This is a genomic window from Undibacterium sp. Ji49W (assembly GCF_049340205.1).
GTDB lineage: Bacteria > Pseudomonadota > Gammaproteobacteria > Burkholderiales > Burkholderiaceae_D > Undibacterium.
Genome location: NZ_JBMPOW010000012.1, coordinates 38833 through 51337 on the forward strand (window position 1 = coordinate 38833; position 12505 = coordinate 51337).

General features: G+C 53.6%; 10 protein-coding genes. 6 read left to right on the forward strand and 4 right to left on the reverse strand.

Annotated elements, in window-relative coordinates; genetic code table 11:
• The first annotated feature begins 212 nt into the window (after nucleotides 1-212).
• On the forward strand, nucleotides 213-1991 hold the full coding sequence (locus ACO0LK_RS15920; protein ID WP_422976649.1) for an alpha-L-fucosidase: 1779 nt from the start codon (nucleotides 213-215) through the stop codon (nucleotides 1989-1991).
• Here the strand turns inward: ACO0LK_RS15920 and ACO0LK_RS15925 are convergent.
• From ACO0LK_RS15925 to ACO0LK_RS15935, 3 genes are all read right to left on the reverse strand, one after another.
• Complete coding sequence (locus tag ACO0LK_RS15925) at nucleotides 1988-3307, reverse strand: MFS transporter (RefSeq protein ID WP_186949939.1); 1320 nt, start codon at nucleotides 3305-3307, stop codon at nucleotides 1988-1990. The genes ACO0LK_RS15920 and ACO0LK_RS15925 overlap by 4 nt on opposite strands.
• Nucleotides 3308-3388: 81 nt before the next feature.
• Nucleotides 3389-4207, reverse strand: coding sequence for a substrate-binding domain-containing protein (locus tag ACO0LK_RS15930; protein WP_422976652.1), 819 nt, complete (start codon nucleotides 4205-4207; stop codon nucleotides 3389-3391).
• 18 nt (nucleotides 4208-4225) lie between these two features.
• Entirely contained in the window at nucleotides 4226-5317 is a 1092-nt protein-coding gene (locus tag ACO0LK_RS15935; RefSeq protein WP_422976654.1) for a porin, read from the reverse strand.
• A 184-nt stretch (nucleotides 5318-5501) separates the two neighbouring features.
• On the opposite strand from ACO0LK_RS15935, the gene ACO0LK_RS15940 reads away from it, so the two are divergent.
• Complete coding sequence (locus ACO0LK_RS15940; RefSeq protein ID WP_422976656.1) at nucleotides 5502-6419, forward strand: LysR family transcriptional regulator; 918 nt, start codon at nucleotides 5502-5504, stop codon at nucleotides 6417-6419.
• On the forward strand, nucleotides 6419-7696 hold the full coding sequence (locus tag ACO0LK_RS15945) for a cation:dicarboxylate symporter family transporter (RefSeq protein WP_422976658.1): 1278 nt from the start codon (nucleotides 6419-6421) through the stop codon (nucleotides 7694-7696). The genes ACO0LK_RS15940 and ACO0LK_RS15945 overlap by 1 nt, the downstream gene beginning before the upstream one ends.
• Before the next feature lie 284 nt (nucleotides 7697-7980).
• On the opposite strand, the gene ACO0LK_RS15950 is transcribed toward ACO0LK_RS15945, so the two are convergent.
• On the reverse strand, nucleotides 7981-8442 hold the full coding sequence (locus ACO0LK_RS15950) for a MarR family winged helix-turn-helix transcriptional regulator (protein ID WP_422976660.1): 462 nt from the start codon (nucleotides 8440-8442) through the stop codon (nucleotides 7981-7983).
• A gap of 95 nt (nucleotides 8443-8537) precedes the next feature.
• On the opposite strand from ACO0LK_RS15950, the gene ACO0LK_RS15955 reads away from it, so the two are divergent.
• From ACO0LK_RS15955 to ACO0LK_RS15965, 3 genes are all read left to right on the forward strand, one after another.
• On the forward strand, nucleotides 8538-9506 hold the full coding sequence (locus tag ACO0LK_RS15955) for a zinc-binding dehydrogenase (protein ID WP_422976662.1): 969 nt from the start codon (nucleotides 8538-8540) through the stop codon (nucleotides 9504-9506).
• A gap of 522 nt (nucleotides 9507-10028) precedes the next feature.
• Nucleotides 10029-11666 carry a methyl-accepting chemotaxis protein gene (locus tag ACO0LK_RS15960; RefSeq protein ID WP_422976664.1) on the forward strand — a complete coding sequence of 546 codons (1638 nt, stop codon included), beginning with the start codon at nucleotides 10029-10031 and terminating at the stop codon, nucleotides 11664-11666.
• Nucleotides 11667-11720: 54 nt separating this feature from the next.
• Nucleotides 11721-12491 carry a substrate-binding periplasmic protein gene (locus tag ACO0LK_RS15965; protein WP_422976666.1) on the forward strand — a complete coding sequence of 257 codons (771 nt, stop codon included), beginning with the start codon at nucleotides 11721-11723 and terminating at the stop codon, nucleotides 12489-12491.
• The last annotated feature ends 14 nt before the right edge of the window (nucleotides 12492-12505 follow it).

Consider the following 12505-nt stretch of genomic DNA (forward strand, 5'->3'; position numbering starts at 1 on the left):
TACCGGCCAAACAAACAATCCAAACAATCCCTCCAAACAATCACCCCCTTGAGCAGCCATACACATCGCATGCGATACCAATTTGCGTATCATCATCCACAAAAAATTGATTGGCTGATTTCTTGTATGCCTTTTAGCATGTGCTACACGGCTGTGAATATCAAACCCTTGCAACCAGCCCCTCAGGTCACCATGCCATCACCGGATACAGCATGAGCACACTGTCCAGAATTACCCTCGCCGTATTGATCAGTAGCACCTTGCCGGCACGTGCTGGGCTACCGATCTTGCCGCCCATGCCTGCCATTCCGTCCGCATTGCCGATAGACAGCGTACCAATGGGCGACAGCAAAACTGCTACCGAGGTCAAGCTAGGCATACCGATCACACCTGGCCCTTTTCAGCCAAGCTGGGAATCAATCGAAAAAAACTACCCAGGCACGCCAGCATGGCTGCGTGAAGCCAAATTTGGGATATGGGTGCATTTCGGTCCGCAAGCCGCAGGCAAAAGCGGGGACTGGTATGCGCGCAAAATGTATAACCCCGGCACGCCGGCATATAAGAACCATCTCAAGGACTATGGTCACCCTTCACAAACCGGTTACAAGGAAGTCTTGCGTGACTGGAACCCTGTCCAGCTTGATCCCGCCAAACTGACTGCCATATACAAGGATGCCGGTGCCCGTTTCCTGATCGTGCAAGGTGTGCATCACGACAATTTTGATTTATGGGATTCACGCTACCAACCCTGGAATTCTGTAAGGATGGGGCCGAAACGTGATCTGGTCGGCGAATGGGCCAAGGCGGCCAAAGAGGCAGGCATACGCTATGGGGTGGCGTTTCACCATGAATATTCGTGGTGGTGGTGGCAAACTGCCTTTGGCGGCGATAGCCAGGGTGAACGTGCTGGCATAGCTTACGATGGTCAGTTAACACTGGCGGATGGTGTCGGCAAATGGTGGCAGGGGCTGGACCCCAGGTTGTTGTATAACATTGACCTGCGCGAATACCAGGGTGTCAGCAAAGCCGCCTATTCACCGTGGAGCCCACCACCGGATGGCCTGTTCAGCCGCCATCAGGATTTTGCCAAATGGTATGCCACACGCTGGGCATTACGCATGATGGACGTGGTGGATCGCTACGACCCGGATTTTATCTACACCGATGGTACCGGCCCGCAGCCCTTCAGTGGTGACCATACCGGCACCGGCTTCAAGGCCGATGCCACCCAGACAGTGATTGCCGATTTTTACAACCATGCCCTGAAGACACGCGGCAAAGTAGATACCTTCAGCATCATCAAGTTTCGCCCCAACACCAATGGCACGGTGAATACCGAAGAAGGCACCATCCCCCGCGACATCAAGACCGACCAGGCATGGATAGCAGAAACACCCGTTGGCGACTGGTATTACCAGCCCGGCTTTACCTATGATTCCGGTGCTGTCATCCGTTATTTGCTGGAAGAAGTGGCGCGTGACGGCAATGCCGCCATTTGCGTATCGCCCCTGCCGGATGGATCACTCGATGAAGGCAGTACCCGCATGCTGCAAGAAATCGGAAACTGGCTGCGCCTGAATGGTCAGGCCATTTATGGCAGCAAGGCCTGGGTGCGCCTGGGAGAAGATGAAAATTCGGGCAAAAATGCGGGTGAAGGCGAAAGTAAAAGCAACAAGCTGCGTACCCTGCCCGGCCGTTCCCTGGGGAAAAAGCAGGCTGATTTTGTATTTGGCCCGCATGATTTCCGCTTTACCAAAGGCAAGGATGGTTCGCTGTATGCGTTCAGCATGGCAGTACCGGCAGCCGGTACCGAGATCAGGATACGTTCATTGGGCATTGCAGAAAATCTGCTGGGCAAGCCCGTCAAATCAGTCAGTCTGCTTGGTCACCAGGGTGCACCGCTACAGTGGAAACAGCAGGCAGATGGTTTGGTCATTACTGCCCCATCTGCCATGCCATATGCAACGGCGGTCGCCTTTAAAATAGATTAACGTTCCTTGACTATGCCACGATAAATCAGGAAAGTCGCCAGCAAGCCAAAGCTGCCGGCCATCGCCATCCAGTAACCTGGCGATGCCTTGTCGCCGGTGGTTTCTATCAGCCAGGTAGAAACCAGTGGTGTCAGCCCACCAAACAAGGCTGTGGCCAGACTGTATGCCAGTGAAAAGCCAGTAGTACGGATGCGCACAGGAATAATCTCGGTCAGCGCAACTATCGTCGCACCGTTATAGCTGCCATACAGGAAGGACAGCCACAGCTCAACGATCAGCATGTGTTGAAAACTGGGGTTGGCGATCAGCCATGACAGCAAAGGGTAAGCCGTCACTGCCGTCAGGCCAGAGAACAAGGCCATGATGGGCCATCTGCCGATGCGGTCAGACAGCGCACCCATGACCGGCAGCCAGATGAAATTGGATACCCCCACGCACAATGTCACCAGCAGACTTTCCACCGTCGTCAGTTTCAGTACGGTCTTGCCAAAGGTTGGCGTGTAGACGGTGATCAGGTAAAACGATACCGTGGTCATCACGATCAGCATGGTGCCGGTGACGACCAGCGGCCAGTTAAGGGAAATGGTTTTCAGCATTTCCTTGAAGCTGGGATGCGTTTTTTGCGCCAGATATTCTTCAGTCTCTTGCAGCGAGCGGCGGATGTAAAACACCACCGGGATGATGGAACAACCAATGAAGAAAGGAATACGCCAGCCCCAGTCAGCGATAAATTCCTTGCTCAGGGTTTCATTCAGGAAGTAACCCAGGCCTGCCGAAAAGATGATGGCCACCTGCTGGCTGGCTGATTGCCAGCTGACATAAAAACCCTTGTGACCCGGCGTCGCCATTTCTGACAGATACACCGACACACCACCCAGTTCCACCCCGGCAGAAAAGCCCTGCAACAAGCGCCCGACCAGCACCAGGAAAGGCGCCAGCAAACCTATGGTGGCATAACCGGGGATGAAGGCGATCATGGCAGTACCAGACGCCATGATGCCCAGCGTCAGCACCAGACCCTTGCGACGACCAATGCGGTCGATATAACTGCCGAGGATGATTGCCCCCAGCGGTCGCATGAAGAAGCCTGCGCCGAAAGTAGCAAAGGTCATCATCAGGGCGGCATATTCACTGGTAGCCGGAAAGAATGCCTTGGCGATATAGGTGGCATAAAATCCGAACAGGAAAAAGTCATACATTTCAATGAAATTGCCGCTCGTGACACGGATCACGGTAAAGAATTTCGATTGGCGTGGTGCTGGTGCACTGCTTCCCTGATCAACGCTGCTGGGAGCTATGGTGGTTGTGCTAGACATGCTATTCGACCTTTGTAGTCGGTGGCTGATTTTTCAGTCAGCCGGGTCTGTGAAAATTGAAACGGGGTGAAACGAAATAAGCTACCTCTTGCCTGCTACTGGTTCAAGTCCAGTCTCTGCAATCGCGCCAGCATTTTTTTCTGACGACAAAAAATTCAACAATGCCTGCGCCTGAGGCTGCACTTTGCTGCCAGTGACAATGGCAGCAGAGAAAGCCGTCGTCAATTGCACTTCTTGCGGCAGCAGGCCGACGATATCAATGCCTTCTACCGGCAATAATTCGCTGCGTTGCTGGCAACCAAAATCGGCTTCGCCATGGGCGATGATTTCACCGACTGGTGTGGCCGGAATCTGTGCTGCCTTGCCCTGCATCTGTTCGGTGATCTCCAGTTTTTTCATCAACTGGTGTTTGATATATTCACCACTGGCGCTATCGGAATAAGCCACCTTGCGGGCCTTCAGAAAAGCATTCTTCAAACCATCAACGGTACTGATGTCTGGTTTGGCATTGCCTTTTTTTACCGCGCAGGCGATCGGCGAATTGGCCAGCACCACCTTGCTGCCAGCTATCAGCTTGCCTTCTTTCATCAGGGTGTCGAGCGAATCGCCGACCATGATGACGACATCAATTTCTTCGCCGCGCGCCATGCGCACCGGGATGGCATTGGTGGTCGTACCCATGGACGGGCCCCAGCCGGACACCAGCTTGTCGCCGCTGGCCTGTTCATAGGCGGGTGCCAGGTTTTTGTAAGCCTGGGCAAAACCGCCAGAACTGACCACCCTGATGTCGGCAGCCACCGCCTGGCTGGCTGCACTTACGCTGGCAATAGCCAGTGCAAGCAGGGTGATATTGGTTTTAATATTGAAGCGGGAGATAAATTGAGACATAAATTGAGACATGGTGATTCCTTTCATTGGTCAGAACTTGTGCATCAGGCCCAGCGTCAGCCCAAGGCCGTTGCTGTTGTTGGCCTGGCTGCCAGTGACACCGGCAGCATTGCCTTTCCAATTAGTGTAATCAGTTTCGATATACACGGTGCTGCGTTTTGACAAAGATTTTTCCAGGTAAGCGAAACTGCGGTCGAAGCCGTCATCGACAAAGCCGCTGGTTTCGCGGCGCACACGGTAATACGCTGTGGTCAGGGTCAGGTCAGGGCCTACCAGCATGGCCACACCGGCAGAAGCGATGCGTTGCCGGGTTTGTTTGGTGGCGCTGGTGTCAGCACGGTTATTGCCGAAATTGGCCTTCAACTGCACGTTACCCAACTGATACGCCGCACCCAGGGTATAGGCTTGCAGGCCAAAATCGGCACTGTTTTTGAATTTCATATATGCGCCAGAAATACTCAGGCCATCCTGCTGATAGGCCAGGCCGGCACCCATGGTGGACAAGGCACTGCTATTGCCCGCCGCTTCACCAAACGAATACGATACCCGTGCCACCAGCGGACCAAAGTCGCCGGTGTATTTCAGCATATTATCCAGACGATAATAATTATCAGCATAGCCGCTGGTACCATATTGCACGCCAAATGCATGCGTGCCAAAAGCGGTATTGCTGAGGGCAGTAACATTGATGTTGGGGTTGAAACTGGCATAACGCATGCCCAGCGGGTCTACCGGCGAAATAGCATCAGACAGAATGGTCGCCTGACGACCAGCAGTCAAACTACCATAGCCGGATTTGATGCCGACAAAGGCCAGTCGGTCAAACAGCTTGTCTGATTTGGCAGAGGCGCCGGTATCGATATTCAGGCCACCTTCGAGCTGGAATACGGCGTCCATGCCGTCGCCCAGGGCCTCTTGCCCTTTGATACCCCAGCGGCTGGTATTATTGATGCCGCTGCTTAAAGCGGCGGTAGAACCGGATGCGACCGGCGCATTATTGGCATTGATACCCGTACTATAATGCACGCCCAGATCGGCGATGCCGTACGGAGTCACGGCGGATTGGGCAAAGGCGCTACTGCTAACACCCAGCAGCATGACGATGCAAGAAGGTTTGAACATGTTGTCTCCAAAGTTTTTGTGCCTTCTTGATGAGGCATTTTTATTGCAATAATGCTATTCGATGAATTGATCGATGCACAGGTCGATGCACGTACTGACAATACTATCGCCTGATATTTCTTTGGTCTGCATCATCCTTCACATGGCATAATTTGTGAATTGCAATATTTCTTAAGATTAATGCATGGGACGCATCAATTTCGATTTACAGGAACTACAGGCTTTCGTGGCCGTGGCCGATCGCAGCAGCTTCAAGCAGGCTGCCGAAGACCTGTTCCTGTCGCAGCCGGCACTTAGCCGCCGCATAGAAAAGCTGGAAGACACGCTGGGCGTCAAATTATTTGAACGCACTACGCGTCGTGTGCAACTGACCAATATAGGCCGGGGGTTTCTGGCCAATGTACGTACCGCGCTGGATGAGCTGGAAGGCGCGATACTGGGTGTGTCTGACCTGGCCGCACACCGCACCGGCATTGTCACCCTGGCCTGCGTGCCATCGGCCGTGCATTATTTTTTACCGGCGGTGCTGAAAAACTTTACTGAACGGTTTCCCAAGATACGCGTACGCATCCATGACGAAAGCGCGCAAGACGTGCTGAACCTGATCCTGGCGGGCGAAGCCGATTTTGGCATCAATTTTGCCGGGGCCGAAGACCCCGAGATCGACTTCAAGCCCATCTATAAAGAGAGTTACGTGCTGGCCATGCGCCATGACCATCCGCTGGCCAAACGCAAGAAACTGTCCTGGAAGGAAACCGCCAATGAACGTTATATTGCCGTGTCCAAATCCAGCGGCAACCGCAGCCTGATCGACAATGCCCTGGCAGGGGTGGAAAAACATCCGGCCATCTTTTACGAAGTCAATCATGTATCCGGCATCCTGGCGCTGGTGGAAGCAGGCATGGGTGTAGCGGCAGTACCGCGTTTATCCCTGCCCCCGCATATGCAGGCCACGCTGGTCGGTGTGCCTTTGGTGAACCCGCCCATCCACCGCACACTGGGCCTGATCTGCAAGCGCGGGCGCATCATGCCGCCCGCAGCGCAAACCCTGTTTGACATGCTGGATCAGAGTATCAAGAACGATAAAAAATCCCTGCCCTGATGAAACTGCCTTTCCCTTTTGCATTTTCCTTTCTGAAGCGCGGCCTGTATGTCCAGGTCATCTGCGGAGTCATCTTAGGCATAGGCTTTGGCTATGCCTGGCCAGCACTGGGGACGGAACTGAAACCTTTGGGTGATGCCTTCATCAAACTGGTCAAGATGATGCTGGCACCACTGGTGTTTTGCACGATCGCCGGTGGCATTGCCAGCCTGAATGAGCGGCGCGGCATAGCCAAAACCCTGCTCAAGGCGATGGCGATTTTTTATCTGCTGACCTTGCTGGCGCTGTTGCTGGGCTGGCTGGCCGCCGCCATCATGCAACCGGGTGCAGGCTGGCATTTTCATCCTGCTGCGGCAGACAAAAATGTCATGTCTGCCCTGTCCAGCGCCATGGAAAACCAGGGCCTGTCACGCTTTGTCCTGCACATCATCCCGGCCACCTATGTCGGTGCCTTTGCCGAACCCGAAGTTTTGCCAGTGCTATTGCTGGCCCTGCTGACGGGCTTTGCCATGGCACGCACGCGCCGCCCCGGCGACCGCATGCTGCATGTCGTGGATGAATTAAGCCGCCTGTGTTTCAGCATTTTTGGCAGCATCATGAAGCTGGCCCCCTTCGCTGCCTTTGCCTCGATGGCGTATACCGTGGGGCGCTATGGCATACAGTCCATCGCCGGTTTCAGTTACCTGATCCTGAATTTTTACCTGGCCTGCGCGGTATTTGTGGTCGTCATCCTGGGTGGTCTGGCCAGGCTGCATGGTTTCAGCCTGTGGAAACTGCTGCGCTACATACGTGAAGAATTATTCGTGGTGCTGGGTACCTCATCGTCCGAGCCGGTGCTGCCGCCACTGATGCAAAAACTGCAGGCCCTGGGCTGCAAGAAAGATGTCGCCGGGCTGGTACTGCCGATGGCGTATTCCTTTAACCTGGACGGCACTGCGATTTACCTGACACTGGCTTCCCTGTTCATCGCCCAGGCCTGTGACATACAGCTCAGCAATGCGCAAATCCTTGGCCTGATCGCCACCATGCTGCTGACATCCAAGGGAGCTGCCGGTGTCAGTGGCAGTGGCTTCGTGGCGCTGGTGGCAACGCTGACCGTGATCCCCGACTTGCCACTGGCGGGTGCCACCCTGCTACTGGGCATAGACCGCTTCATGTCAGAAGCCCGCGCCCTGACCAGCACCATCAGCAATGTCGTGGTGTGTCTGGTGGTGGCGATGTGGGAAGGCGCGTGTGACAGGAATATCCTGAAACAGCAGTTGGATCAGCGGGATTAAGTCTTCTTTTTTTTCTTATTCTTTTACAAGACTTACGCAAAATTGTTCCAGAACGTAGGTACGAAAAGCGCAGCGTAATCGTACGCATGTTGTGCCAGGCAACAACAAAGACACGTCCAATTCTCTCGCCTTTTGTCCGACAGAAAAAAACCTGGCTGCTTTGTATTTTTTCAAAAAAACAGCTGTTAGCGATAGCAAGCCGTGATGGACATCCGTACGATTACGCTGCGCTTGTACCTACGCGGGTTCAATGCGCAGCGCTGCTGTTTTGCGTAAGTCCTAATTTATATTGATTTGGATTTTTCCACAAACAAAAAAGCATCATCCGCCAGTTTGCGCAGCAGGCGTGCCAGTTCGGTCACATCCTTTTTATCCCAGTCGGTCAGCAGTGAAGTCATGATTTTCTCCCTGGCACCATCCAGTGCGTTGGTCATCACCTTGCCCTTTTCCGTAATCACGGCTTCCTTGATGCGGGCATCCTGCGCATTGACCTGGCGGGTAACCAGACCCGCCCCTTCCAGCTTCGTAATCTGACGGCTGACGGTGGTGTAGTCGCGGCCACACAGTTCCGCCAGTTCACCTATGCCCAGCGGCCCCCGGCGCTCTACACGCACCAGTAATGGGAACAGCGCACGATCAAGATCAACACCCGCGACAGCGATCAGCGCGGCGTCTGGCTGTGGGCGATTCAGGACGCCAGTCAGGTCAAGCAGCGCCTCACGCAATTGCATTATTTCTTCCTTCATGCTTTTCTTTCTGATTAAATATGTGCATAATACACTCAATTATTCAAAAACCTTCGCCCTCGCTACAGGGCTAACCTTCATTTCAGGAGTGATCTATGAAAGCAGCAATTATAGTTGAGGCAGGACAAGCGCCGGTCTATGGTGATTTCGGTGACTTGCAGGCACCACCGCCCGCCCCCGCACCAGGTAAAAGTCTGATCAGGGTAAAAGCATCGTCCATCAGCCAGGTAACCCGCAGCCGCGCGTCCGGCCAGCACTATAGCGCTGATGCGACAAGCGGCTTCATACCCGGGGTTGATGGCACTGGTGTGGATGAAAACAATCAGCGCGTCTATTTCCTGTTGCCAGATAAACCATACGGTGCGATGGCGGAATGGTGCATCGTCGACAAGACCCATTGTGTCGCCCTGCCAGACAGTCTGGATGATGCCGTGGCCGCTGCGTTGGCGATTCCGGGCATGTCGTCGTGGGCGGCATTGATGGAGCGTGCGGGCATGCAGGCGGGTGAAACCGTCCTCATCAACGGTGCGACCGGCGCATCTGGCCGACTGGCCATACAGATTGCCAAGCATCTGGGTGCAAAAAAAGTCATTGCCACAGGACGCAACACCGCCGTCTTTGATGATCTGCAACTGCTGGGTGCCGACGTGACCATCAACCTGAATCAGGATAAAGACACGCTGGAACAAGCCTTCAAGCAGGAATTCGAGCAAGGCATCGATATTGTCCTGGATTATCTGTGGGGACCAAGTGCCGAACTGCTGCTGATCGCCGCCGCCAAGGCCAGCCCGGATGGCGTGCCAGTCCGCTTCGTGCAGATTGGTTCAGTCGGCGGTGCAGACATCAATCTACCAGGCGCGGTATTGCGTTCATCGGCTTTGCAACTCATGGGTAGCGGTATAGGCAGCGTTCCTTTTCCCAAGCTGTTCAAGGCAATCAAGTCGGTATTAAATGCCGCACCGCTGGCCGGTTTCAAGATAGCCATCACTCCCATGCCACTGGCAGATGTGAGCCAGGCCTGGCGTATGGACAGGGCCGACTCACGCATCGTCTTGTTGCCCTGATTGCGGGGAACAATTCGATTTAATGGATTATCAATATCTGTATTAGTCAGGCAGCAATCGCGCAGAAAATGTGCCGACAACCGGGCGCGATTGCCTGCCATGTTCTACACAATTTGTAGCCCCCAGATCACGTGTCTGCTCTGCATGCCCCTCTGCATACTATTAATGTCGCATAGCAACCAGCACCAGGCATCATGACAAGGAGCGGCACACGCCAGCATATCGCCGATCAGCATTTGTCAGACAAATAGAAAATCCCCCCCATAAGCTGCAACACAGTTAGTGTAATGACATTCAATTTGCAATCATTTACTTGCAAAATGGCAAGGATAAGCCGATAGTGAATAGAGAGACCAAGTATCTCGGAGACAAAATATCTAGCTCTTACTGTTGCCCCACAAGTTAAAGAAAACCAGCGGGCAAGACAGTTATGCAGGCCATCGCTTTACCCAAAGCGACATGTAAGCAACATGTGTTTGATTTTGTAGTGCATTTCCCTTTGCTGGAATCAATGAGGACGTCATGAAAATTAAAAATCTTCCTATCGGTACACGGCTTGGTATCGGCTTTGGTCTGGTGTTGCTGCTGGCCACAATCTCGTCCTGCATAGGTTTGTGGCGTTTGAATGAAGTCGCCAGTAATACCCGCGCCATGATGCAGGAACCGCTCAAAAAAGAACGCATGACGGCTGAATGGTACCGGGTTACCGTGGCAGGTCTGAAACGCACACTGGCCATCGTCAAAAGCAGTGATGATTCCCTCGGGGATTTTTTTGCCAGCGACATCAAGGCATCTACCGCCCGCAATAGCGAAATCCAGAAATACATGGAAGAGCATGTCAGCTCGCCCGAAGAAAAAAAACTGCTGGACAATATCGTCACCGTGCGCAAGCAATACATTGCCACCCGTGACCTGATAGGCAAAGCAAAAAAAGACGGCCAGGCAGACGAAGTTGCCAAGCTGTTTGAAAAATTCATGCCAATATCCGAGGCTTACCAAAAAAGCGAACTCGACTATCTTGAATTCCAGCAGCAGGAAGTGGATAACCTCAGCAAGGATGTTGATGCCATTGCTGCCAACAGCCGCATCCTGATCAGTATCATGATCGTGACCTTCATCCTGTTTGGCAGTTTGTGCGCCTGGTACCTGACCCGGGGCATCACTCGCCCCATGAACAGTGCTGTCACACTGGCCCGCAGCGTCGCCGATGGCGACCTCACCAGCCATATCGAAGTCAACTCCACAGATGAAACCGGCCAACTCATGCAGGCCTTAAAAGACATGAATGACGGGCTGCAAAAAATTGTCAGTGAAGTGCGTGACAGTACCGACACCATCGTCACCGCATCGACAGAAATTGCCGCAGGCAATATGGACCTGTCTTCACGCACCGAAAGCCAGGCGGGCTCACTCGAAGAAACCGCTTCGTCGATGGAAGAACTGACCAGCACCATGCAACAGAATTCGCAGAATGCCAAAGAAGCCAACAATCTCGTCAACGCTGCATCCGAAGCGGCAGTCAAAGGCGGTTCTGTAGTGTCGCAGGTGGTTGATACCATGGGTTCCATCAGCGCGTCATCCAAAAAGATAGTCGATATCATTGCCGTGATTGATGGCATCGCCTTCCAGACCAATATCCTGGCATTGAATGCCGCCGTCGAAGCCGCCCGCGCTGGTGAACAAGGTCGGGGCTTTGCCGTGGTGGCATCCGAAGTCCGCAACCTGGCACAGCGTTCTGCCAGCGCCGCCAAGGAAATCAAGGAGCTGATCGCCGACTCGGTAGAAAAAGTGGATGAAGGCGCACGCCTGGTCGACCAGGCCGGTGCCACCATGACGGAAATCGTGCAAAGAGTCGCCCACGTCACCAACATCATGAGCGAAATCAACAATGCCAGCAATGAACAGTCTGCCGGCATACAGCAGATCAACCAGGCCATCATCCAGATGGACAATGTCACCCAGCAAAATGCCGCCCTGGTGGAAGAAGCTGCCGCTGCCGCACAAAGCCTGCAAGACCAGGCAGCCAACTTGTCTAACGTAGTCAGCATTTTCAAGCTCAACCGTCAGCCCAGCTATGCAAGCCCGGCAGCAGCGCGCCCGGTCAGGACAGCAGCAGTATCTGGTAACAGATCCAGTGCCAGGGTGACTTATCAGCGTTAACAATGGCTACATGATGGACGTCCAGAAAACCACGGCTACAGGTGCAGGCATACCATGAAATTTTTGCCTGCCTTGGCTGCTCTATTCATGTTCATGTATCAGTCTGATGGCATGGCCAACACCATCATACGCACAGCCGCCCAGGAAGCATCTGAACCCAAGTTCATCACCATCAATCAACAAGGCAAAACGAGTATCGACGGCATTTGTGTTGACATCATGCGTGGGTTGGAAAAAGTTGATCCTGGCTTGAAGTTCGTCGGTGACCAGATCTGGCAACCACGCATTCGCATTGATGCCGGCATGAACGCAGGCAACATCGACGCCATTTGCGGTGTGCAACGCATAACACGCAACACCTCGCAATATCACTTCCTCGACACCGTGCTGTTTAGTGTCAGCTACCTGCTGGCCGTACGCGCCGATGACGACATTGACATCCAGAACTGGGACGACATCCGCAAGCTGGGTGACAAAGGTGTCATCCTGACGCTGCATGGCTTTGGCATTGTCAATATCCTGGAAAAAATGGGGGGGCTGACAATCGATTCCGGCGCCACCTCGTCCCTGTCGAATCTGAACAAGCTCCTCGCAGGGCGTGGCCGCTTCTATTGCCACCGTTCGCCAGGTATCAAACTATCGATACAGCAGGCTGGTCTGGAGAAAAAAATCCGCCTGCTGGCCAAACCACAGTTGTCAGAAAAATTTTATATGGCCGTGTCCAAAACCTTGCCCGCCGACCACACTAAAAAAATCAGTAACGCGCTGGTCGTGATGGAAAGCAGTGGTGAATTGAGGCGGATATTTGAAAAATATCAGGAATAAAGACCACCGCCCAC